Annotated in this window: 24 protein-coding genes; 17 read left to right on the plus strand and 7 right to left on the minus strand. The window is 36.3% G+C overall.

From position 1 onward, the window contains the following. The first annotated feature begins 94 nt into the window (after positions 1-94). From ACIQLB_RS07230 to recO, 3 genes are all read left to right on the plus strand, one after another. Positions 95-508 (plus strand): cytidine deaminase, encoded by a 414-nt coding sequence (locus ACIQLB_RS07230; protein WP_400722965.1) that lies wholly within the window; start codon positions 95-97, stop codon positions 506-508. Then, complete coding sequence (gene era / locus ACIQLB_RS07235) at positions 495-1,412, plus strand: GTPase Era (protein ID WP_400722968.1); 918 nt, start codon at positions 495-497, stop codon at positions 1,410-1,412. The genes ACIQLB_RS07230 and era overlap by 14 nt, the downstream gene beginning before the upstream one ends. Before the next feature lie 418 nt (positions 1,413-1,830). Beyond that, complete coding sequence (gene recO, locus ACIQLB_RS07240; RefSeq protein ID WP_400722971.1) at positions 1,831-2,625, plus strand: DNA repair protein RecO; 795 nt, start codon at positions 1,831-1,833, stop codon at positions 2,623-2,625. A gap of 42 nt (positions 2,626-2,667) precedes the next feature. Here recO and ACIQLB_RS07245 read toward each other — a convergent pair whose 3' ends face one another. Then, positions 2,668-4,086, minus strand: a complete 1,419-nt coding sequence (locus ACIQLB_RS07245; RefSeq protein ID WP_400722974.1) for an S-layer homology domain-containing protein — start codon at positions 4,084-4,086, stop codon at positions 2,668-2,670. Positions 4,087-5,295: 1,209 nt separating this feature from the next. Between ACIQLB_RS07245 and ACIQLB_RS07250 the strand changes: the two genes are divergently transcribed. Then, entirely contained in the window at positions 5,296-7,041 is a 1,746-nt protein-coding gene (locus ACIQLB_RS07250) for an HD-GYP domain-containing protein (RefSeq protein WP_400722977.1), read from the plus strand. A 49-nt stretch (positions 7,042-7,090) separates the two neighbouring features. Here ACIQLB_RS07250 and ACIQLB_RS07255 read toward each other — a convergent pair whose 3' ends face one another. Beyond that, on the minus strand, positions 7,091-8,476 hold the full coding sequence (locus ACIQLB_RS07255; protein WP_400722981.1) for a glycine--tRNA ligase: 1,386 nt from the start codon (positions 8,474-8,476) through the stop codon (positions 7,091-7,093). 452 nt (positions 8,477-8,928) lie between these two features. On the opposite strand from ACIQLB_RS07255, the gene ccpN reads away from it, so the two are divergent. The 13 genes from ccpN to ACIQLB_RS07320 all read left to right on the plus strand — a co-directional run bounded on the left by ccpN (position 8,929) and on the right by ACIQLB_RS07320 (position 19,119). Continuing rightward, positions 8,929-9,561, plus strand: a complete 633-nt coding sequence (gene ccpN / locus ACIQLB_RS07260; RefSeq protein ID WP_400722984.1) for a transcriptional regulator CcpN — start codon at positions 8,929-8,931, stop codon at positions 9,559-9,561. Positions 9,562-9,580: 19 nt separating this feature from the next. Beyond that, on the plus strand, positions 9,581-10,393 hold the full coding sequence (locus tag ACIQLB_RS07265; protein ID WP_400722987.1) for a pyruvate, water dikinase regulatory protein: 813 nt from the start codon (positions 9,581-9,583) through the stop codon (positions 10,391-10,393). A gap of 207 nt (positions 10,394-10,600) precedes the next feature. Then, positions 10,601-12,433: a DNA primase gene (gene dnaG / locus ACIQLB_RS07270; RefSeq protein WP_400722990.1), complete on the plus strand. Its 1,833-nt coding sequence runs from the start codon at positions 10,601-10,603 to the stop codon at positions 12,431-12,433. Positions 12,434-12,465: 32 nt separating this feature from the next. Further along, positions 12,466-13,593, plus strand: coding sequence for an RNA polymerase sigma factor RpoD (gene rpoD / locus ACIQLB_RS07275; protein WP_053484645.1), 1,128 nt, complete (start codon positions 12,466-12,468; stop codon positions 13,591-13,593). Positions 13,594-13,845: 252 nt separating this feature from the next. Continuing rightward, positions 13,846-14,409, plus strand: a complete 564-nt coding sequence (locus tag ACIQLB_RS07280; RefSeq protein WP_400722993.1) for a hypothetical protein — start codon at positions 13,846-13,848, stop codon at positions 14,407-14,409. 463 nt (positions 14,410-14,872) lie between these two features. Then, entirely contained in the window at positions 14,873-15,223 is a 351-nt protein-coding gene (locus ACIQLB_RS07285) for a c-type cytochrome (RefSeq protein ID WP_400722996.1), read from the plus strand. Positions 15,224-15,404: 181 nt separating this feature from the next. Then, positions 15,405-16,097 carry a tRNA (adenine(22)-N(1))-methyltransferase gene (locus tag ACIQLB_RS07290; protein WP_400722999.1) on the plus strand — a complete coding sequence of 231 codons (693 nt, stop codon included), beginning with the start codon at positions 15,405-15,407 and terminating at the stop codon, positions 16,095-16,097. A gap of 1 nt (position 16,098) precedes the next feature. Then, positions 16,099-17,220: a Nif3-like dinuclear metal center hexameric protein gene (locus ACIQLB_RS07295; protein WP_400723001.1), complete on the plus strand. Its 1,122-nt coding sequence runs from the start codon at positions 16,099-16,101 to the stop codon at positions 17,218-17,220. A 15-nt stretch (positions 17,221-17,235) separates the two neighbouring features. Further along, the gene (locus ACIQLB_RS07300) at positions 17,236-17,460 is read left to right on the plus strand and encodes a hypothetical protein (RefSeq protein WP_400723004.1); all 225 of its coding nucleotides are present in this window, start codon (positions 17,236-17,238) and stop codon (positions 17,458-17,460) included. Positions 17,461-17,577: 117 nt separating this feature from the next. Continuing rightward, entirely contained in the window at positions 17,578-17,820 is a 243-nt protein-coding gene (locus ACIQLB_RS07305; RefSeq protein ID WP_400723007.1) for a DUF2164 domain-containing protein, read from the plus strand. Positions 17,821-18,034: 214 nt separating this feature from the next. Then, complete coding sequence (locus tag ACIQLB_RS07310; RefSeq protein ID WP_400723010.1) at positions 18,035-18,568, plus strand: NADPH-dependent FMN reductase; 534 nt, start codon at positions 18,035-18,037, stop codon at positions 18,566-18,568. 286 nt (positions 18,569-18,854) lie between these two features. Then, complete coding sequence (locus tag ACIQLB_RS07315; RefSeq protein WP_400723013.1) at positions 18,855-18,995, plus strand: PhzF family phenazine biosynthesis protein; 141 nt, start codon at positions 18,855-18,857, stop codon at positions 18,993-18,995. Next, positions 18,943-19,119 (plus strand): hypothetical protein, encoded by a 177-nt coding sequence (locus ACIQLB_RS07320; protein WP_400723016.1) that lies wholly within the window; start codon positions 18,943-18,945, stop codon positions 19,117-19,119. Before ACIQLB_RS07315 ends, ACIQLB_RS07320 begins: the two co-directional genes overlap by 53 nt. A gap of 69 nt (positions 19,120-19,188) precedes the next feature. On the opposite strand, the gene ACIQLB_RS07325 is transcribed toward ACIQLB_RS07320, so the two are convergent. The 5 genes from ACIQLB_RS07325 to ACIQLB_RS07345 all read right to left on the minus strand — a co-directional run bounded on the left by ACIQLB_RS07325 (position 19,189) and on the right by ACIQLB_RS07345 (position 23,186). Beyond that, a complete protein-coding gene (locus ACIQLB_RS07325) occupies positions 19,189-19,368 on the minus strand; it encodes a hypothetical protein (protein WP_400723019.1) in 180 nt (59 codons plus the stop codon). Positions 19,369-19,628: 260 nt separating this feature from the next. Continuing rightward, complete coding sequence (locus ACIQLB_RS07330) at positions 19,629-19,868, minus strand: hypothetical protein (RefSeq protein ID WP_400723022.1); 240 nt, start codon at positions 19,866-19,868, stop codon at positions 19,629-19,631. A 56-nt stretch (positions 19,869-19,924) separates the two neighbouring features. Further along, the gene (locus ACIQLB_RS07335; protein WP_400723024.1) at positions 19,925-20,461 is read right to left on the minus strand and encodes a tubby C-terminal domain-like protein; all 537 of its coding nucleotides are present in this window, start codon (positions 20,459-20,461) and stop codon (positions 19,925-19,927) included. Between the two features lie 121 nt (positions 20,462-20,582). After that, a complete protein-coding gene (locus ACIQLB_RS07340) occupies positions 20,583-21,848 on the minus strand; it encodes a dicarboxylate/amino acid:cation symporter (RefSeq protein ID WP_400723027.1) in 1,266 nt (421 codons plus the stop codon). A 288-nt stretch (positions 21,849-22,136) separates the two neighbouring features. Beyond that, entirely contained in the window at positions 22,137-23,186 is a 1,050-nt protein-coding gene (locus ACIQLB_RS07345) for a TRAP transporter substrate-binding protein (RefSeq protein WP_400723029.1), read from the minus strand. Between the last annotated feature and the right edge of the window lie 26 nt (positions 23,187-23,212).

A 23,212-nucleotide genomic window follows, 5' to 3' on the forward strand; every position in this document is an offset into this window, starting at 1 on the left:
ATTATTCGGTCATGGAATAGTAGCAGTTGTGCTGAGAAATTATGATTTATTCAATTACGCCAAGGCGAAATTGAATATGTAGAGGTGAACATTAATGACAATTGATATGCATGCATTACTGGAAGAATCAAAAAAAGCGCGTGAAAAGGCTTATGTACCTTATTCAAAATTTAAAGTTGGCGCGGCGATTTTAACGAAAAATGGAGAGGTTATTCATGGCTGCAATGTTGAAAATGCTGGCTATAGTATGACCAATTGTGCTGAACGTACAGCCTTTTTCAAAGCCGTGTCAGAAGGTATTTATGATTTTGAGGCGATCGCTATTGTAGCTGATACGGATGGACCATGTGCGCCATGCGGAGCTTGTCGTCAAGTGATGATGGAATTTTGCAAACCATCTATGCCTGTATATTTAACAAACTTAAAAGGTGATGTCACGGTAACGTCTGTAGGCGAATTACTACCGTTTGCATTTACAACGGAGGATTTAGAGAATGCTGGAAAATAACAATGGCTACAAGTCAGGTTTTATCTCCATAATCGGTCGACCAAATGTAGGGAAATCAACATTTTTAAACCGTGTCATTGGTCAAAAAATTGCAATTATGAGTGATAAACCACAAACAACACGAAATAAAGTACAAGGTGTACTAACAACAAATGATAGCCAAATGATTTTTATTGATACACCAGGAATCCACAAGCCGAAACATAAGCTAGGGGATTTTATGCTAAAGGTTTCTAAAAATACATTGCGTGAAGTGGATGTTATTATGTTCATGGTCAATGCAGAGCAGAAACTTGGAAAAGGTGACGAATTCATCCTTGAAATGCTGGCGGGTAATCCAACGCCTGTCTTCCTAGTGATTAATAAAATCGATCAAATTCATCCCGATGAATTAATGGGTATTATTGAGAGCTACAAAGATCGTTATGACTTTGCGGAAATAGTTCCGATTTCAGCGTTGCAAGGGAATAATGTAGAGAATTTATTAACAACATTAACGAAATATTTACCAGAGGGTCCACAATATTATCCAGCTGATCAAGTAACAGATCATCCTGAGCGTTTTATTATTTCAGAGTTAATTCGTGAAAAAGTGTTACATTTAACGCGTGAAGAAATACCTCATTCCATTGCTGTTGTTATTGATAAAATTCGCCGTGATGAGGAAAATGAAGATAAAATCCGTGTAGCAGCAACGATTATCGTGGAAAGGGATTCTCAAAAAGGGATTGTCATTGGTAAACGTGGAGCGCTATTGAAAGAAGTAGGGATACGTGCAAGAAAAGATATTGAAATGCTTCTTGGTTCAAAAGTGTATTTAGAGCTTTGGGTAAAGGTACAAAAGGATTGGCGAAATAAATCAACACATTTACGTGACTTCGGTTTCCGTGACGATGAATATTAATAGGATATGCTGTTAAGCTAAGAAGCAACTTTATAACATTCCTATTTGTCGCTGTAGTTTTAACTTCTTTCAGCTTTTGTAGCGAAAGCGAAGCATCAGCTACAGATGTTTTTTGTAACGTAAGTGAAACGGCAGTTGCAGAAGTCTCACACCTCTATAGGTGGTGAGATGAATGCAGATTCAAGCTACTTTTTAGCGGATGCCCAAATCCCCACTGAAATAGAGGAACTCTCAGTCTAAGAACGCCACGTCCTGTGGCATTACCGAAATGACCGACATCGTGTCGGCCCTCGTGCAGGCCTAAGCACAAAACCGATTCCGGACGCAATTTTGCCGAGGCATAATTGATATGGAGCTGTCCAATAATTTATTGGACAGCTCTATTTTCATGCGATGCTTGTAGAAAGGAGGGAGATCGATGCTTCATAAATGGGAAGGAATTGTCCTAAAGGTGCGTGCCTACGGAGAATCAAATAAAATTGTAACATTACTAACGAGAGAAGCAGGAAAGGTTGCCACGATGGCTCGAGGTGCGAAGAAGCCTTCCAGTAGATTAGCATCTGTGACACAGCCATTTACTTATGGCATGTTTATGGTACAGCATCATACTGGTATGGGAACCTTACAACAAGGTGAGCATCTCAATTCGATGCGTCATATTCGCGAGGATATAATGGCAACAGCCTATGCAAGTTATATAATGGAACTTGTCGAGCGTGTAGTAGAAGAGGGGAAAGCTGAGCCCCTTGCATTTGATGTGCTCCTTCAAGCATTACAAGCAATTGAGGAAGGTTATGACCCAGAGGCCATTACATTGTTCGTAGAATGGAAAATGCTACCCTATACAGGTGTGCAACCTATATTACATGCTTGTGCTGCTTGTGGTGCAGTAGATGGTGAATTTGCATTTTCTTTTGTGCAGGGAGGTTTTTTGTGTCATCGTTGTTATCAACATGATCCTTATATCATTCGATTAACACCGACTCAGCTTAAGCTTATCCGGATGTTCTATACTGTACCGATTGACCAGATTGGGAAATTAGAATTAAAAAAGGAAACAAAGTATTTTATTAAAAAAATAATCACTACAATTTATGAAGAGCAAACAGGAATTCGTTTTAAGACTAAAAAATTTATCGAACAGCTTGAGAGAACGCCTGAATTTCAGTTAAGAACAAGTGCTGATCAAGAAAAAACGCCAGAAGACCATTAATATTGATCTTCTGGCATTTTGCTTTTTTCACACTACAATATATTAATAGTCTTCTGAATCATCCATAAATTCGTAACGAGCAACCCATTTATTAGCGATTTTTAGAAATTCAATATACAGGTAAGCAGTTTCACCATTTTTACCTGTAATATGTAAAATAGCGGGACCTTCTGCTAATGGTGTAACATTTACTTTCTTTTCCTTTATTGAAGCTTTCACAGCTGCTGGTTCAGAATTAAATTTTTCTAAGGCAACTTGTGTTGGCTCGAACGATAAATCACTACTCGAAAATGTTAACTCATCTGTAACTTGATACAAATCAATACTACGCACGAAATCATACGTATCAACATCAGCAGCCATCGTTTGTTGTTGAGTACCATTAGTGAAAGTTAGAATATATTGCCCGTTTTTAAAGATAGAAAGTGTAGCTGAATTATTCGTTGATTTAAAACTATATAAATTAGAAGATAGGGTTTGACCATCCGCAGTTTGAATACTAACCCCTGTTGGAACAAATTTTAAATCGCTTTCCATTAAGTTGAGCGGTAAATCTTCTACATAATCCTCTTCTTTCACTTTTTCAAGTGTTGTTTGTAGCTTACCATTTACGTTTTTCACATGTACTAAGTAAAAGAAGTCCATAAATTCTTCGGAATCTTCCTTAAAGCCCGTAATAACTAATTTTCCCGTACCTACTTTTAGCGGTTTAATTGTAATGGACTCTGTCATATAATCTTCTTCATCTTCACTCCATGTAAAGATATCCTCTGAAGGGTTAATACCGCCATAAGAAGCAAAGATATAGTCTTGCTTAAATTGACTAGCAAAAACTGTAGTGTTACCTTGAGCTTTTTCAGCACGAACAACAAAAAGTGCTAACTGTGAGCGTTTAACATTGTTTTGTGGTCCAAAGGTAGAAGGGGTTGTACCTTTTGTGATGCTGTTGGCAAATAGCGTTTTTATATATGGTTCGTATTCACTGCCTTCATTGACATCATCGAAAGGAATGTCAATGCCGTTTGTAATTGGTAATTGAAAGCCTTTCACAATCATTTTTGACATTTGTCCACGTGTAATATTTTTAGTTGGGTAGAAATAGCCGTTCGATCCGCTAATAATACCTGCATTTGCTAAAGCAGCAATCGCACCATAATTTGCATCGCCAGGTTTTATATCCTTAAAATTAGGATTTTTTACATGGACCGTATCTAGCTTTAAAATACCAGCTAAAATTTTCGCAGCTTGTGTACGAGTAATTGAATTAGCGGGTTTAAATGTGCCATCTGGGTAGCCTGATATAATGCCGCGTTGGGCTAAGTTAATAATAGCTTTGCCTTCCTCAGTTGACGCATTTATATCGGAGAATACCGATGTAGCATGTGCTGGGGGTGCAATGACAATAGCGCTTGTTGCTAGTGCTGATGCCATTGCGATGTGATAAAAACGATTGTTCTTCAAATAATTTCCTCCAAAGTACATAAAAAATATTTATAGCTAGGACCAACCTATAACAATGGGTTGAATGTAATAGGTTGGAACCTCCATGAATTGTTAAATTATTGTTATTTAACATTTAAGATTAACTATAATACTTTATTTATATCAAAATGATGAAGCTGAGAATAGAGGGAATTTTATACTGCTAAAAATTAACATGGTAAGATGGCTTGTTCATCAACATGGAGTAGATTTTATTTCTGTTCCGACTAGGGTGCTTTCAGGATCGAACGATAATCTGTTTTGGAACAGGGGGCTTATCTCTAATCCAATATACCAATCAATAAAATACGTATTAACAAATGTCATCTCCGACTTTTGATGGTGAGACAAAAGTTGGGTATAATACATAAAAATGATTAATTTTCAATGTTTACTAATGTAAAAATGAGTAGTTATTTTTCTTGTATGGTAATATTTGTATATAAATATTGAATTTTTGCTAATAGAATTAGGACAAATTGATTAATCATTTATAATTTATAGAAATATTATTTATGAGATAAATTTAACTATAAATTATAATTATGTGCTTTTAAGCCCTTTGTATAGGACTTTATATCTTTTTAATTTCAACTTAATAGCTGTTGTTAAAAGAATGTATTAGATATAAATTACTAATTTTGGAATGGTTTTTAACATAAACATAGTATTAACTATTCATTCAAGTACCATAAACTAGTTGAAAAGGCATTTTAATCTATGATATTGTAAATGATATAGATAATGATATTAAACTTCTTTAAGCGGGTATACGCTGAAAAGAGGAACTCAGGCTAAGAACTTCACATCCTGTGAAGTTCTTAGCCTGAGTGACCAACGTCGTGTTGGCCTAAAGCCGATTCCGGACGCAATTATGCCGAGGTATAATTGATACTATTCTTATATTACTTATACGTTTCGTACCCATTGAAACTAGGCCAATTTATATAAATCTGACATAACATATAAAATGTAAAACAAGCCTCTATCAGCAAAAGCGTTTTAACTTCTTTCAGCAATTATTTTCGGTAGCGAAAGCAAAGCGTCAGCTACAAATTTTTTTGTAACGTAAGTGAAACGTCAGTTACATATGTGAAAGAAGTTAAAGCCGATTCGGGACGCAATTATGCCGAGGCATAATTGATGAACAACGCAGTCTTATCGAAGAAGGAGGGAGTCACATAATGCTTGAACATTGCGTATGTGGCAGAAAATATGCTAAGAAAAGTGACGTTAAGTATTGATGAAGTTGAAGTAAATGATATTTTAGCTGAAGATATATTTTCTGATTATCGTTTACTAGCTAAAAAAGATCTAGTTTTAACGGAACGAATTATTGCCTTACTTAAACTTAGAAAAGTAGACGAATTATCTGTTTATTTACCAACCGATTCAGTCCGAATTGTGCATGATTTAAGCGTTCAGCGTACAAGGGATTTCGAGGATGTATTCGCACCACTAATGGATAAAAAGGATGAGGTAGATGAATATAAAGATACAGTAAGTAACCTTTTTATGACTACATTAGAGAATGTTGTGCATGAATTACGCTATGGTCAAATTTTAAAAAGCATCCAAGATACTGCTTATGTACGAGGTGTTTTTGAAAAAATTTTAGAAAAAAAACATCGCTATGAATTACTCATGCAATTAAAAGAATGGGATGAGTATTCTTTTGTTCATTCATTTGATGTTTTCGTTTTAGGTACAATTTTTGCACGTTATTTAGGTTTAACAGATATTGAAACACTAGCAAGGGGCTATTTGTTCCACGATATTGGGAAGGTATTAATTCCACAAGAAATATTAAATTTAAAACGAAAATTATCAGAAGATGAGTTTGACATTGTTAAAACTCATACGACTAAAGGTTTTGAGTTGCTCATAGAAAATGGGGAAGAGGATATTGCCTATTTAGCACGTGATCATCATGAGCGCTTTGCTGGTCAAGGTTATCCGAATCGGCTTTGTGAGGATGATATGTGTGAGGGAGTTCAATTACTGCAAATTATTGATGTTTATTCAGCAATGACATCAAAGCGAGTATATCATTCGGGATATGCTGCAACAGATGCATTAGCTGTTTTATATCGTGATCGACATTTATATAACGAGAAATTTATGCACAAATTTGTAGAGTGCTTAGGGATTTATCCTGTCAACTCAGTCGTTCAATTATCTGATAATCGAAGTGCACAAGTAGAACTTGTCTATGATTTATTCCCAACGTTACCTAAAGTTAAGCTGTTGGATGAACAAAAGTCTATGATTTTACCTTTGAATTATAGTGTGAAAATTTCGAAAATGATTGATTATCGTGCTAACAGCTTTGAAGAAATTTTTAACTTATTTATAGAACAATTAATTCGCTGTGACGAAAACAGCTTAAGAGTCTACTTTAATAAATTAATAGATCATTTACATCCTAAAGAAATTGTTTTAAAAATATTTTTACCGGCCTTTCGAATTCTACGTTTATTAACGAGAGAAATTCAAACGGATATGACAAAATATAGGAATTCTATTAATATTCTTAAAAAATTATTAGAAGAGCAATTAAATGTATTGTATATGGATTATCAGCATGAACAAACGACTATATTAGTTGTGGAAACTTCGCTTCGTGAAAATTTCTTCATAAAACTTGTGCAAAGTATTTTGTATATTGACAAAATTGTGCCGTTTTTTATTAATCCAGATGATGACCAGCGCATTACACAATTAATGGAACATTGTAACGTAAATATAGCTTACTTTATTGAGGATAAACTAACCGTCGATAAGAGAGTTCGCCCAATGCGAGAAGGAACGTTCCTTTTTTATTCGCTTGTAGATATTGAGGAATTACTTATTAGCTTAGTCGGTATGAGTATGAAAAGGTTTTCATTTGAGGAGAAGATGCAAGAGCGCTTGTTTTCATCATTAAAGACATAACAAGAGGGAGTCGCTTAAAATGCGACTCCCTCTTTATATACTTATGAATTTAGAATTGAAGATGTTTTTCAATGTATGCTTTAACATCTGTAATTGGCATACGAACTTGAGACATTGAATCGCGATGACGGACTGTAACTTGACCATCCTCTTTTGAGTCAAAGTCGTATGTGATACAGAATGGTGTACCAATTTCATCTTGACGACGGTAACGTTTACCGATTGATTGAGACTCGTCAAAGTCAACTGGGAATGCTTTGCGAAGATCTGCCCAAACATTTGTAGCTTCATCTGAAAGCTTTTTAGAAAGTGGTAGTACTGCTGCTTTAAATGGCGCTAGAGCAGGGTGGAAGCGTAAAACTGTACGCTTATCATCGCCTTCAAGCTCTTCCTCGTCATAAGCATCGCAAAGGAACGCTAATGTTACACGGTCTGCACCTAGAGAAGGCTCGATACAATATGGAACATAACGTTCGTTTGATACTGGATCAATGTAAGTGAAATCTTCACCAGAATGCTCCATATGCTGTTTTAAATCGAAATTTGTGCGATCCGCTACGCCCCATAGCTCGCCCCAACCGAATGGGAATTTAAATTCGATATCAGTTGTAGCATTTGAGTAGTGAGACAATTCGTCGTCTTCATGATCACGAAGACGCATAGACTCTTCTTTCATGCCTAAATTTAATAACCAATTTTTACAAAATTCTTTCCAGTATGCGTGCCATTCAAGGTCCTCACCTGGCTTACAGAAAAATTCCAGTTCCATTTGTTCAAATTCACGTGTACGGAAAGTGAAGTTACCTGGAGTAATTTCGTTACGGAATGATTTACCGATTTGTGCAATACCGAATGGTGTACGTTTACGCATAGAACGTTGTACGTTTTTAAAGTTCACGAAAATACCTTGTGCTGTCTCTGGGCGTAAATAAATTTCGTTAGTAGAAGATTCTGTTACGCCTTGGAATGTTTTAAACATTAAATTAAATTGACGAATATCTGTAAAATCAGCTTTACCACAATCTGGGCACACTACGTCATACTTAATCATCGTTTCTTTCATTTGATCAAATGTCATACCGTCGACAATGATTTCATCGCCTTTTGCTAGTGCGGCGTCCTCAATGATTTTGTCAGCACGATGGCGCGCTTTACATGCCTTACAATCGATCATAGGGTCATTAAAGTTACCAACGTGACCAGAAGCTACCCAAGCTTTTGGGTTCATTAAAATTGCAGCATCTATCCCAACATTGTGCTCTGATTCTTGGACAAACTTTTGCCACCATGCTTTTTTAACATTGTTTTTTAATTCAACACCTAGTGGACCGTAATCCCAAGTGTTTGCTAAGCCTCCATAGATTTCAGAACCTGGGAAGACAAAGCCGCGATGCTTCGCTAATGATACAATTGTTTCCATTGATTTGTTAGCCATAAAAATAGCCTCCTTCATAGTTTTCACAAAGTGAACATTAATTTTGTTTTAGCAAATTTATAAAATTCACTAGAGATATTTTTTTAATTTAGTAAGGACTAAATTAAAAATAGCACCCGTCTCCGGGCACATTGAATGCCCAGGGACGAGTGCTATAACCCGCGGTTCCACCCTGATTGTTTTAAACGTGTTGTTTAAAACCTCTTTTCAAAAAGTTAGCTCAAGGAGTGCCTTTTCTCTGTTGCTATGTAGACTTTCACCATCTTCTACTCGCTTTAATATGGAACAGATACTTTTTTCCCATCATCGCCTGTATAACGCAAATCGCTCGAAAATACATCTAGAGCAAGCGTATGTGTCAATATTGTAGCATGTAGTTCTTTTCTTCGCAATAATTATTAAAATAGTATATAATAATTGAGCATAAGTATAACACTATTAGATTTGAGGCGGTGAGTCCAATCGAACTCAATAAACGTCAGGAAGACATTTTACAAATTGTGAAAGAAAACGGCCCAATTACAGGCGAACATATTGCAGAACGTCTCAATCTGACAAGAGCAACTTTAAGACCAGATTTAGCTATACTCACAATGGCGGGCTTTTTAGATGCTAGACCTCGTGTTGGCTATTTCTATTCAGGTAAAAAAGCATCCGTTACATTGATGGATAGTATTAACAATTTAAAGGTGAAAGATTTTCATTCAGGACCAGTTGTTGTACCGGAAACAATGACTGTTTATGATGCAATTTGCTTCATGTTTTCAGAGGATGTTGGAACACTCTTTGTCGTAGATAAGAATGAATTTTTGACAGGGGTACTTTCTCGTAAGGATTTACTACGTACAAGTATTGGCACGCAGGATTTAAACAAAATTCCTGTACATATAATAATGACACGTATGCCAAATATTTCGTACTGTGAGAGATCGGATTCTTTAGTTGTAGCAGCGAATAAACTAATTGAACGAGAAGTTGATTCACTACCAGTAGTGGAGCCACAAGAAGGTGGATTAAAAATCGTTGGTCGTCTTACAAAAACGACGATTACACGAGCATTCTTATCACTAGCACAGAATGTCTAAATATTTGAAGGAGAGCAGCATGAAAAGACTACGGGTTTTTGTTGTATCTGATTCAGTCGGTGAAACTGGTGATCAAGTAGCGAAAGCAGTTATTAGCCAGTTTCGACCTGGTTTGGAAAACACGGTAATTCGTCGTTTTCCTCATATACAATCAGAGGAGCTCATTCGGAAAATTGTATGCCTTGCAGCGAAACAGAAGGCATTTATTGTGTACACGCTTGTTCGCCAGGAAATGCGATCGCTATTACATGAACTGTGTGAGCAAGAAAAGATATATGCTGTCGATATTTTAGGGCCTGCTTTAAAAACAATGGCAACTTTTGTGGAAGAATACCCATTAGAAGCACCAGGAATTGTTCACCAGTTAGATGATGATTATTTTAAAAAAATTGAAGCTATTGAATTTGCAGTAAAATATGATGATGGTAGAGATCCACGTGGTCTATTACAGGCTGATATTGTGCTAGTTGGTGTTTCACGTACCTCTAAAACACCGTTATCACAATATTTAGCACATAAACGCTATAAGGTAGCGAACGTACCTTTAGTACCAGAAGTGGAGCCACCAGAAGAACTATTAAAAATTGATCCGAAAAAATGTATTGGTTTAATTATTTCTCCTGATAAATTAAACTCAATAAGAAAAGAGAGATTAATATCTCTTGGTTTGAATGATGATGCTATCTATGCGCAGCATAATCGAATATTAGAAGAAATCCAGCATTTTGAAAAAATTGTCGCTAAAATCGGTTGTAAGGTTATTGATGTGACAAACAAAGCTGTTGAGGAAACAGCGAACGTCATTATTGAACATATCTCGAACTGTAAATAAGAAACGAATGATGATAAACCACCTCGGTTGTAAGAGGCGGTTTTTTTGAGTCGGTTGTGAAAATAGTATAGATAAAAACTAATTTTTGTTTTATAATAATAAAATTGTGGTAAAAATATTTATTAAGAGAAAAATCCTATTTTTTTGTCGAGAAATAAAGGATTTTTAAATCGGATAGCGAATTGTGTTTTATAACGTAATTTAAAGATGGTGATGAATTTGGCAGGGAAGATTCCTGAAGAAGTGATTGAACAGATTCGCACACAATCGGAAATTGTTGATGTCATAAGTGAATACATGCAGCTTACAAAGCGTGGGCGAAATTGGTTTGGCCTCTGTCCATTTCATGGAGAACAAACGCCATCTTTTTCTGTGTCTTCAGACAAACAAATTTTTCATTGCTTTGGTTGTGGTGCAGGCGGTAATGCCGTTACTTTTGTCATGGATATAGAAGGTATTTCTTTTCCTGACGCAGTCGTGAAACTTGGTGAACGTGTGGGCATACATTTAGATGTTGGGCCAAGTTTACCTGAAGTAGCGAAAAAGGTATCTAAAGCGGAAGAAAGGATGAAAGAAGCACACGCTTTTGCAGCAGATTTTTTTCATCATTTACTGTTAAATACTGAAGATGGTGAAGAACCTTTAAATTATTTGCTAGAAAGAGGATTTACAAGGGAACTTATAGAATCTAATAGCATTGGATGGTCTCTTCCTAGCTTTGATGCATTAACGATATTGCTTGAAAGAAAAGGTTATAACTTACAAGAAATCGCGGAAAGTGGTTTAGTTATCAAGCGTGAAGGAGAAGAACGCTATTTTGATCGTTTTAGAGGGCGTATTATGTTTCCTATTCGTGATGAGAACGGTAAAATTATAGCATTTTCAGGACGAATTCTTGCATCGACTGGTGAAGAGGCAAAATATTTAAATAGTCCAGAAACACCGATTTTTCAAAAGAGTGAAGTGCTATATAACCTAGATAAAGCACGAACCTCAATTAGAAAAAATCGTCAAGTAGTATTGATGGAAGGGTTTATGGATGTTTTAGCAGCTACCTCTGTTGGCGTAACGAATGCTGTAGCAACAATGGGCACCTCGCTTACGAATCAGCATATCACAAAGCTAAAGCGCTTAGTAGAGCAGATTACGATTTGCTATGACGGTGATAATGCTGGTTTTGATGCGGCAAAAAGAGCGGCACAGTTACTTCAAACGGAACGTATGAAAGTCAATATTGCGGTGTTACCAGATAAGCTAGATCCTGATGAATACATTCGTAGTTTAGGTGGACAAGCATTTAAAGAACAAATTTTGGAAAACCCTCATGCGTATATTGCTTTTATGATGATGCATGCTAGACGAAATAAGAACTTTCAGTTTGAAAATGATACGCTTCAATATATTCAAGAAGTTCTTGAACAACTGGTAGGTAGATCATCACCAGTTGAACGAGATCTGTATATAAGACAGCTATCGAATGAAACAAACATCTCGGAAGAAGCGATTTATGCTCAATTCCGAAAGCTAGAGGCAAATCAGGTGCGTTCTGCAAAAGTAGAAATGCCTGTTCCAACGCCTTCGATGCCGGTCACTCAGCAACAAAAGCCTATGGACGCAGCTGAACGTGCAGAACGTTTATTACTGGCTCATATGCTTCATAATATAGATGTAGTGGACAGGGTATTACGTAGTGAGCAAAAAGATCCATTTGCACGAGATGCCTATATGGCAGTTTTTGTTCGCTTAGTAGGATTTTATGAAGAATATGGTCATCCTGATTATCAGCGTTTTGTTGAGATATTGGATGACTCTGAATTACGTAAGATTGTAATGGAAGCGGCTTTAGCGGAACGGGATCCCGACCAAGCAGAGGCAGAGGTCACAGATTCAATACGTCAGCTGCAAAAATATAGAATTGAGCAAGAAATTCAACAAAAGATGCATGAGTCAAAGGAAGCGGAGAAGATGCATGAGTATGCGCGTGCACTTGAAATCGCCCAACAGATTATTCATTTAAGAAAATCGTTATCGGCGATTTAATCCGATTCGGTTGTTTAGAAGGAGGAAGGTTTATGGCGGACAAGTCAGAACGTTCAAAAGAGGTAGAAGTAGAAATTACATTAGATGAAGCAAAAAAAATACTACAAGAAAAAGCAAAAACAGAAGGTGAAATTTCAATGAAAGAAATTTCAGAGAAACTAGCGCCTTATGAATTGGAGAACGAAGAGATTTTCCACTTTGCTGAGGATCTTGAAAAGGCTAAAGACATTCAAATCATTGGAAAAGAAGAGTTTGAAGAAGAAAGCTTAATGAAAGAAGAAGCAAGCGAAGAGACTTTTGATTTAAATGATTTGAGTGTACCACCGGGTGTTAAAATAAATGACCCTGTACGTATGTATTTAAAAGAAATTGGTCGAGTTGATTTACTTTCTGCCGAGCAAGAAATCGCATTAGCGGAACGTATTGAGCAAGGTGACGAAGAAGCACGTAAACGCCTAGCAGAAGCGAACTTACGTCTTGTTGTATCGATTGCAAAGCGATATGTTGGCCGTGGAATGCTATTCCTTGATTTAATTCAAGAGGGGAATATGGGGCTTATCAAGGCTGTTGAGAAATTTGACTACCGTAAAGGCTTTAAATTCTCCACTTATGCAACATGGTGGATTCGCCAAGCGATTACACGTGCAATTGCGGACCAAGCACGTACAATTCGTATTCCAGTGCATATGGTAGAAACAATTAATAAATTAATTCGTGTACAACGCCAATTACTACAAGACTTAGGTCGCGAGCCATCTCCAGAAGAAATTGGCGAAGAAATGGATTTAACACCTGAAAAAGTACGTGAAATTTTAAAAATTGCACAAGAACCAGTATCTCTTGAAACACCGATTGGAGAAGAAGATGATTCACATTTAGGAGACTTTATTGAGGATTCTGAAGCTCAATCTCCGTCTGACCATGCAGCTTATGAATTGTTAAAAGAGCAATTAGAGGATGTGTTAGATACATTAACTGACCGTGAAGAAAATGTCCTTCGCTTACGTTTCGGTTTAGATGATGGTCGCACACGTACATTAGAAGAGGTAGGGAAAGTATTTGGTGTAACACGTGAACGTATTCGCCAAATTGAAGCTAAGGCTCTTAGAAAGCTACGTCACCCTTCTCGTAGCAAACGTTTAAAAGACTTCTTAGAATAAAAATAAACAGTTTAGGGCTATCTAATTAGTGATGACTAATTGGGTAGCCTTTTTTTATGCTTCTATTGAATCAGGAGAATACTCGTATAAGCAAAGTCTATCAAAAGAAAATATTGTTTCGGATATGTTTATATTGTGTATTAGAATGAGGCAATGTTCATATTTTTGCTACTTTATACAGATGTGTTTTTGAAAATTTTGAGATAAAATTGTAATAACAACCATTATAAAGCAATGTTTGGAGCAAAAATTATGACAAATCCTCGAAAAAAAATAATCTTGAATGAGATTTTGTTTTGGAAGCAGAATAAGCTATTACCAGAGCATTACTGTGACTTTTTAGCGGCTCTATATGCAGAGGGGGCAGATCTAGAGGAGTTAGAACCAGTACATCATAAACAAGCTATATTGCCTTCTGAAAAGAGAAAGCTGCTACTTGTAATTGCGGGTATATGTATTGCTATGATTACTCTACTTTCTATTTACTTTACAATATCATCCTTAATGATAATTTTAACGATTGTCGTTGGCATAGCATCTTTGATATTATTTCGGACGGCGTTTCGAATGGCAAGAAAAAATGATTTATTAGCTCCTGTTTTCCATCTGTTGGCTGCTATTTTATTGTTTAGTATGTCTATTCGAATTTACACTACATATTTTAATGGAAATAATATTGCATTGTTTTGCTTGATTGCAGCAAACTGTGGGGTTTGGCTTTGGTCAGGTTTAAAAATGAAGCTACTTTATTTCACGGTCTCAGGTGTCCTAGGTTTACTAGCACTGATTAGCTATTATATCATAAACTTATTATAAGAACTCTCTTTGTAAATTAGTTTCGCTAACAACAACAAGAATCTGTTTGCTTTCAAATAGCTTACGGATTCTTTTTTTGTATCAAAACTGTGTCTGTAATTGATAAGACATTTACTCCCTGTATATGCTCTATTGGTGAAGACTATAATCGTGAATGAATTAATTCAATAACACATATTAAAAAAGATATTTTGATTTTCTTGGTATATGAATGCGCAAAGAGAGGAAAGATAACAGCGTGTAAGGAAGCTAGATGTAATTGCTAAAAGGGTGATAGATAGTCCAAATATTGGGGATTTCAAGACATATTTTATCCAATAGTTACAGAAATGTCGAATTTGTTACAAACAAAGGAAAACTTAGCGAATAGGCTTTTCGTTTTATGGTTAATGGAGTACAATATTAGATGTTGACTGATTCTATATTATCATAGAAGTAGATTTAAAATGAGGAGGGGAAACATATGAAAAACAATCCAGTCGTTCCTTACATCTTAATTTTAGCATTTGGTATTGGTCTTATTTTCTTTTTGTCTTTAACAGGTTCAGAAAACAAAAAAGAAATCGCTGCTGAAAAAGAGGGTGGTGGCGAAAAAACAGAAGCTACTGATGACGGTGCTGCATTAGTACAATCTTGTATTAGTTGTCACGGTGCTGACTTAAGTGGTGCTTTTGGTCCAAATCTACACGGCAAAGATGAAGCTCGTATCGTAGAAGTTTTAACAAAAGGTATTCCAGGCACTCCAATGGAGCCTAACATGAAAAACGAGGCGGAAGCAAAAGCGATCGCTAAGTACATTTCAACTCTAAAATAGTCTAAAAAAGTAGCTGTACTGAAAGCGTTTAATCGCAATCGGTACAGCTACAATTTATTTATCTTCATTTCAGTTAATGAAATAGGGAGTTGCTCAAAAATTTGAGTCAACTCCATTTGTTTTTTTTCACGACATCATACATACTAAGAATGGACACTATTTAAGACAGGCGGTAAAAAAAATGAATGCACAAAAATTATCAAAGCGATTAGAAACAGTAGCAAAATATGTACACTCTGGTGCGGTTATAGCTGATATTGGCAGTGACCATGCATATTTACCATGCTATTTAATTCATAAAGGTATTGCTTCTTATGCGATAGCGGGGGAAGTTGTGAAAGGACCATTTGAATCAGCAGTTGGACAAGTGAAAAAGGAAGGCTTAACAGAAAAAATTACAGTACGACTTGCGAATGGCTTAGCGGCAGTGGAAGAAGCTGATCACGTAGATACAGTTACTATTGCCGGGATGGGTGGACCTCTTATTGTCTCCATTTTGGAGAAGCATCCAGAAAAATTACAAGGGGTAACAAGGCTTATTTTGCAGCCAAATATTCATGCTAAAGTGATTCGCGAATGGGCGTTAGCACATAATTGGGCAATTCAGGACGAAGAAATTTTAGAGGAAGACGAAAAAATTTATGAAATTCTTGTATTGCAAAGAAGCTCAATGACGTTAACGGAACCGGAAATTTTATTTGGTCCGAAATTAATGCAACGAAAATCACCATCATTTATAAAAAAATGGTCTCGTGAAAAAGAAAATTGGCAGCGTGTATTACAGTCCATTGAAGGGGCAGATCAAACACCTGAAATTGAAGAAAAACGTGCAGAGTTAGTAGCTCTACTCAATTTAGTGGAAGGGGTTCTATGAGATGAAAACAGTTAACGGTCAGGAAGTTATACAATTGTTCGAATCATGGTCGCCTAAAAAGCTAGCCTGTATGGAAAATGACCCAATTGGTCTTGCGATCGGCACATTAAATAAACCTGTAAGTAAAGTATTAGTCACATTAGATGTTAATGAAGCAGTAGCTAATGAGGCTATTGCTCAAGGATGCGAGCTAATAATAGCGCACCATCCACCGATTTTTAGACGACTTTCAAATATTCGTACTGACAATCCAGCAGGGCTCTTATATGAAAAGCTTATAAAAAATGATATTGCCGTTTATGCAGCACATACAAATCTAGATGTGGCTGAAGGTGGAGTCAACGATTTACTAGCAGATGCTCTACAGCTTGAAAACTGTTCTATTTTAGAAAAAACATATGCTGAAAATATGTTGAAGCTGGCAGTTTTTATACCGACTGCAAATGCCAATGATTTACGTGAGGCATTAGCAAAGGCAGGAGCAGGTCGTATTGGAGATTATGAAGCGTGTAGCTATACTACATTGGGAGAAGGGCGTTTCCGTGCACTAGAAGGTGCAAATCCACATGTAGGTTCTATTGGTGAATTACATGTTGAAGAAGAAGTGAAGGTAGAAGTAGTATTTCCAGAATCCATAAAAAATCGTGTATTAAAGGCAATGTTAAACGGACATCCATATGAAGAACCTGCCTATGATATCATTCGCCTAGACCAGCAAACGAATGTAATGGGCTTAGGTCGAGTTGGTTATTTACCACAAGAAATGACTCTTCATGAATTTACGCAATTTGTAAAGGGGCAGCTAGACGTACCTGCTGTCCGAGTTGTTGGTGATTTACAGTCGAAGGTGAAAAAAGTTGCGCTTGTCGGTGGCGACGGCAATAAATATATCTATTCTGCGAAACGTGCTGGGGCAGATGTATTTTTAACGGGAGATATGTATTTCCATACGGCCCAGGACGCTCAAGCAATTGGTCTACAAATAGTAGATCCAGGTCATCATGTGGAGAAAGTGATGATTGCAGGAGTAGCTAAAAAGATGGCGAGAATGTGTGAGGATAAAAAATATTCTGTTGAATTTGTCCAATCTACTATTGATACAGAACCGTTTTTATTCGTGTAAGAGAGGGGAATAGTTGTGGCGAGTGAAAGACCTGCTGGCAATAAAGCCGGCAAGTTATGGATGATGATTGGTTTGCTAATTGCTGTGTTTGGGGTAGGTATGACATTTATGACGAATACGATAAATGCCAAAAAAATTGATGCCATGACCGAGCAATGTGAAAAAGATGGTGGAGAAGCCATCGTCTCAAAGGAAAAGAATTTTCTATCAACAAACTATTCATTTAAATGTAAACAGTAATAATAACAAGGCTGAATTATAGTATTAAATATAATTCAGTCTTTTTGTGTATGCATGGTTTAATTTTAGAGTGTTATGATAGGTGAGTATAAATGGCAATGAGAGGAGAGTTTTGGATTGTTTATTCGTTTAACAAAAGAACAACAAGAAACGATAATAGCTGATATTCAACGATTTTTCTACAATAATCGAGATGAGGATATTACAGAATTTGAAGCAGAAAGAGTATTAGACTTTGTAAAGGAAAATATTGCTCCACATATTTATAATGCGGCTATCTCGGATACAAAATATGTTGTAGAAAGACAATATGCATCGATTGAGGATGAACTTGCAGCATTAGAAAGACCAATTAAATAAATCTATTCGAATTAAATGATTGGAAATTTTTATAAATATATGATATTTTTATCTTGGATTAAAGATAATTTAATTCAAAGTAAGGGATGGTTTAATTAACCATATGTGTATTGAATAAAGAAATGGATTCTTGTACAACATGGCTAGGAGATCCGTTTTTAATTCAAATGAATAATTCGGTCACACTTTGAGGGATAAACCAAGGAGGAACAACATGTTGAAAATTGGGGTAATTTTAGGTAGTACACGTGAAGGTCGTTTAAGCCCACAAGTTGGCGAATGGGTAAAGGAAGTAGCAGAAAAACGCGGTGATGCGGAATATGAAATTATTGATATCGCGGATTTTAAACTACCACTTTTAGGTGAGCCAGGAGGAGATACTTCAGGGGTAGCTGCTTGGTCACAAAAAGTCGCTGCCTGTGATGGTTTTGTATTTATCGCTGCAGAATATAACCATTCCATTACTGGGGCACTAAAAAATGCATTAGACTACTTACGCGTGGAATGGAATAATAAGGCGGCAGGTATAGTTTCTTACGGTTCTGTTGGTGGTGCAAGAGCAGCAGAACATTTACGTGGTATTCTTGGTGAATTATTAGTAGCGGATGTTCGCGTACATCCTGCTTTATCATTATTTACAGACTTCGAAAACGGCACGATTAAACCAAAGGATGTACAAACAGATTCAGTAAATCAAATGCTAGATCAACTTATTCCATGGGCAACTGCATTAAAAACAATTAGATAAGGTCCTAGGCAATATGTACAGTAAAAAGTGCATATTGCTTTTTTTATGCATTTAGAGACATATGTCTGAGTGAAGTATTGTCTCAAACTTAGATAGATGATGTTGATGCTACCTTATGACTAAATTTTTTAAAAGGTCATTGTGGTGGGGAATTTCCAAAATCGGCGTTGTGGCAAAAAGCTTCTGCGTTAATTCTTTTTATAATAGGGGATATTTTTTAAGAACAGCTTACTAATATTAGAAATAAAGGAATTTTTATGCAGTAGATTCGTATCTATTAATTGATATGCACGCACGACATTTTTCATCACCTTATTCTGGAACAATTGAAGATATAACTACAGGTACTCCCTCTGGTGTTATGGGAGCATATTTTGCAGAGTATATTGATCGAAAAAGCTCAATTGCCGAAGACACTAATCATTGAACAAGGTCAGGAGCTTGGAAAGGATGGAAGTGTGCATGTTCATATAAAAAGTGATGATGGTAAATTGACTATTTCGATTTCAGGAACCGCTGTATATGTGAAGGAGTTAAAGGTGCAAATATAAAAAAGAGGGCTGCTTAAAGTAAACTCATTACTTAAGAAGCGGCTCCTTTTTGAAATATCATCCATTCCATTAATGTTTTATTTCTTCAATGACCTTTTCTTTTAAACCTGCATCCATTGAGGAAAGCTTAACGTTATTTGTAAGACGTTCTTGTAATTCTCTTTCTGTCATAATACCGCGTTCTTCTAGAATTTGAACAAGTAGATCTAACGTCATTAAATTTTTAATTTCTGCTGCTTTTGTATTCATGTTAAATGCCTCCAAATGTATAGTATTTCTACCTCTTTAGTGTACTCCTTTTTTAGAAGGTCGGCGTAAAATGGTCAAAACAAAGCGAATTTATTTCGTGTCCCGGAATATATTGAATGATTCTAGCAGTAGTGAAAGACAAAAAAGAACGAGCTAGCTTTTATGAGAAATCAGCGACAAGTAGTTGTAAAATGCAATAAAGCAAATTAATAATTTCTATATCAAAAAACTCCTAACAATAGGAGTTTATTTTTCATTATCTATTTAAACGGGTATGTATTTATGTTAATTAGGAGCTTACTCTCCGTTGATAGAACTTTGTTTTCCGTTGCTAGAGTCGTCCGCTTCGCCGCCAAAACTGCTTTTTCCGCCGCTAGAGCCGTCCACTTCGCCACTAAAACTGCTTTTTCCGCCGCTAAAGCCGTCCGCTTCGCCGCTAAAACTACTTTTTCCGCCGCTAAAGCTGTCACTCCGAAGGACTTGCGAGTGAAGCGGATCATCAAACACCTCTAGGAAAGCGCCGAACGGAAACCAACCCCACTCTATGATAAGCCTCCTAATTACTCATTGAGAATAAAGCCTGATACAGAGTTGCTAGCAAAGCAACAAAGAGCGTATCGTCAGAATTAAAAAGTTTAAAAGATATACCAGTACGCACAAGTTCAGTTTCTATATTACTAGCGCTAGCTATTTTTTCATCATTACAATATAAATAGGCGGTTGAAGTAAAATCCTTTTCAAAGCGAAAAGCTAGTCCATCCATTGTAAAAGAGTAGGAGGATTCAAGTAATTGAACCGTCTTCCGTTGTATCGTTAAAATTGATCCATCTGGCATAATAAGCTGATGGCTAACACCCTTTGTTAATAGTGTAGATTGCACTTGAAAAAGTAGTGCCCCTAAAGTAGTGCGTGTTTCATAGCGATGTGGCAAAGACTGCTGTGCAGCTACTAGCATGACAGCATTGATTACTTTGCCAACGGATGAACGCTCTACTTTTTGTAGCACACAAACCGTCTCATTTTGTTCATTTACAATAGGGATATTTGAAAAGCTTTCGAAAGCTTTTGGGTAGGTAAGGGTAAATGTAGTCATATATAAACCTCCAATTTACTTACTATACGAGTAAGCAGTACAGGAGGTTTCATATTGAAAAGAGAAAATAAAAAAGGCTGACCGATAATGTGAATATTACACTACCGGACAGTCTTTCATTTTATTGTTGAGTTGTGACTTCTCCTGCAAGAGCACGTTTTTCCTGCTCTGGATCGAATTCTTTTTCCATTTTTGAAACGACAACTGTTGCTACACCATTACCAATTAAGTTTGTAACGGCGCGGGCTTCTGACATAAAGCGATCGACCCCGATTAAAAGTGCAATCCCTTCTACTGGAATCATAGGGAATGCTGCTAATGTTGCTGCGAGTGTAATAAAGCCTGAGCCTGTTACACCAGCCGCACCTTTTGATGTTAGCATTAAAATAGCAAGTAATGTAATTTGATGCCAAATATCTAAATCAATTCCATAAGCTTGTGCGATAAAAATAGCCGCCATGGATAAGTAAATGGATGTACCATCTAAGTTAAAGGAGTACCCCGTTGGAATGACAAGACCAACAACCTGTTTAGAGCAACCATAGTTTTCTAATTTGCGCATCATCGAAGGGAGGGCAGATTCTGATGATGATGTCCCAATAACGATAAAAATTTCATCTTTAATATATTTAATAAACTTAAAGATACTGAACCCGAAGTAACGTGTAATAAGACCAATGATGACTACGATAAAAATAAACATTGTAATATAAACGGAAAGCATTAAAAATCCTAAGTGTCCAAGTGATTTAAGTCCGAAATTTCCGATTGTGTAGCTCATTGCACCGAATGCACCAATCGGGGAAACCTTCATGACCATATTAACAATTTTGAAGAAAATATCTGCTACTTGTTCGAAAAATTTAATAACTGGTTTAGCTGGTTCACCGATAGCAGCAGCAGCTAAGCCGAATAAAACAGCTGAGAATAAAACTGGTAATAACTCTCCATTTGCAAGTGCTCCGACAACATTATCAGGTATAATTTGCATAATAAATGCACCAATACCATGCTCTGTAGCTGCTGCTGCCTCTGTATATTGGGAAACATCTGCACCGTTTGCAGCCGCTGTATTAAAGCCTTTACCAGGTTGTACAATGTTGACAACGATTAGGCCGATTGCAAGTGCGAAAGTAGAGACAATTTCAAAATAGATTAATGCCTTTCCGCCAATTTTACCAACTTTTTTTACATCGCCCATACTACCAATTCCAATAACAACTGTTAAGAAAATGATAGGAGCTATTAACATCTTAATTAATTTAATAAAAATATCCGCTAATATTTTCAACTTCGCTCCGAACTCAGGGAACGTAGCACCTACAATAATACCTAGCACAATAGCAATCAGTACTTGTACAGTTAAGTTTTTAAAATTTATACGCATAAAGTTCTCCCCTTACACTATTTATGAATTTTATGTGAACGCTTTCATGACGTTATCATAGCTGAAATTTTCCGACAATAGTCTTTATGACCGTAAAGTTTCTATTGTTCATTTTGTTCATTTTTAGTTAGAAAATCGATAAAGTTAGTGATAGCAAGGGTTTGGAGCTGTTTTATAGTAGTTTTATAATTTGGTAATCTATTATAATACAAAAGAAAAAAATCCCCACGCTTGTGAGGATTTTATCATTAATGAACAAAAGTATTGATCCCACAGTGAAGAAATACTTTAAGGGGAAACAATTTTTTCAATTTCCGATAAAACATCATTATTTTGTACATTGTTTCTATAAAAATCATAAACAGGTGCTAGTTTTTCTTTAAAGCGTTTGCGTTCCTTATTGCTCATCGTATAAATCTCAAAGTTATCCTGCTGCTCAAGTTTTTGCAAATCTTCTTTGTTTATTTCTACCGCTTGCTCAAATTGCCAGTCTGTTGTTTCTTTCATAGCCTCCATAATCTGTTTTTGAATTTTTAAAGGTAAAGACTTCCAAAACTTTTCGTTCATTAAAACGGTGTATCCTAAAATGCCATGCTTTGTTAATGTCATATGCTTCTGTACTTTATAGAAACCTTTAGAATAAATATTAGACGCTGTGTTTTCTTGAGCATCGATGGCATTCGATTCTAAATCAGTAAAAACTTCGCTGAATGGAGTAGGGATTGGTGTAGCCCCAACAGCCTCGAATTGCTTTTCAATAGTTTTACTTGGCATTGTACGGACACGTAATCCTTTTAAATCTTCAAATGTATGAATAGGGTGATCGACAGAGGTTAAATGTTTAAAGCCATTATGCCAAAAGCCCAGTCCTTTTATATGAAAAGGTTTAAGCTCATTTAACAATTGTTCACCGATCGAACCTGTAAGAACTTCATGAACTTCATCATCCGTATTAAAAAGGTAAGGTAGATCGAGAACTTGCCAGTTTGGTATATAGGATGTCATCTTTGAAAAAGTAGGGATAATCATTTCTACTTGTCCATTTTGCAAAGCTTGAAACTCATTTTCATCATTAAACAAGGAGGAGTTTGGATAGACGTGTACCTTCACCTCACCATTTGTTTTTTCCTCAACAAGCTCGGCAAATTTACTTGCCGCTTGTCCTTTTGGTGTATTCTCAGCTACAACATGACTTAAATGAATCGTAATTTGTGTATCCAAGCCTTTTTGCTCATCGTCATAGGGGAGAGGCTTGGCGAATAGTAAGCCCTGTTGAACACCAATCGCTATCGTTAAGAGTAAAACGGTTACTATTGTTCCAATAATAAATTTTTTCATCTATTACACCTAATTTATTCGTATTT

Origin of the sequence: Lysinibacillus sp. NPDC092081, assembly GCF_044755845.1 — a bacterium.
GTDB lineage: Bacteria > Bacillota > Bacilli > Bacillales_A > Planococcaceae > Lysinibacillus.

Bases quoted from the DNA above. Each gene is read 5' to 3' on its own strand.
- recO (WP_400722971.1), top strand. From the start codon at position 1,831: ATGCTTCATAAATGGGAAGGAATTGTCCTAAAGGTGCGTGCCTACGGA.
- ACIQLB_RS07290 (WP_400722999.1), top strand. From the start codon at position 15,405: ATGAATGCACAAAAATTATCAAAGCGATTAGAAACAGTAGCAAAATAT.
- rpoD (WP_053484645.1), top strand. From the start codon at position 12,466: ATGGCGGACAAGTCAGAACGTTCAAAAGAGGTAGAAGTAGAAATTACA.
- ACIQLB_RS07325 (WP_400723019.1), bottom strand. From the start codon at position 19,368: ATGAATACAAAAGCAGCAGAAATTAAAAATTTAATGACGTTAGATCTA.
- ACIQLB_RS07285 (WP_400722996.1), top strand. From the start codon at position 14,873: ATGAAAAACAATCCAGTCGTTCCTTACATCTTAATTTTAGCATTTGGT.
- ACIQLB_RS07295 (WP_400723001.1), top strand. From the start codon at position 16,099: ATGAAAACAGTTAACGGTCAGGAAGTTATACAATTGTTCGAATCATGG.
- ACIQLB_RS07345 (WP_400723029.1), bottom strand. From the start codon at position 23,186: ATGAAAAAATTTATTATTGGAACAATAGTAACCGTTTTACTCTTAACG.
- dnaG (WP_400722990.1), top strand. From the start codon at position 10,601: ATGGTGATGAATTTGGCAGGGAAGATTCCTGAAGAAGTGATTGAACAG.
- ACIQLB_RS07265 (WP_400722987.1), top strand. From the start codon at position 9,581: ATGAAAAGACTACGGGTTTTTGTTGTATCTGATTCAGTCGGTGAAACT.
- ACIQLB_RS07230 (WP_400722965.1), top strand. From the start codon at position 95: ATGACAATTGATATGCATGCATTACTGGAAGAATCAAAAAAAGCGCGT.
- ACIQLB_RS07330 (WP_400723022.1), bottom strand. From the start codon at position 19,868: ATGATCCGCTTCACTCGCAAGTCCTTCGGAGTGACAGCTTTAGCGGCG.
- era (WP_400722968.1), top strand. From the start codon at position 495: ATGCTGGAAAATAACAATGGCTACAAGTCAGGTTTTATCTCCATAATC.
- ACIQLB_RS07340 (WP_400723027.1), bottom strand. From the start codon at position 21,848: ATGCGTATAAATTTTAAAAACTTAACTGTACAAGTACTGATTGCTATT.
- ACIQLB_RS07255 (WP_400722981.1), bottom strand. From the start codon at position 8,476: ATGGCTAACAAATCAATGGAAACAATTGTATCATTAGCGAAGCATCGC.
- ACIQLB_RS07315 (WP_400723013.1), top strand. From the start codon at position 18,855: ATGCACGCACGACATTTTTCATCACCTTATTCTGGAACAATTGAAGAT.
- ACIQLB_RS07280 (WP_400722993.1), top strand. From the start codon at position 13,846: ATGACAAATCCTCGAAAAAAAATAATCTTGAATGAGATTTTGTTTTGG.
- ACIQLB_RS07335 (WP_400723024.1), bottom strand. From the start codon at position 20,461: ATGACTACATTTACCCTTACCTACCCAAAAGCTTTCGAAAGCTTTTCA.
- ACIQLB_RS07310 (WP_400723010.1), top strand. From the start codon at position 18,035: ATGTTGAAAATTGGGGTAATTTTAGGTAGTACACGTGAAGGTCGTTTA.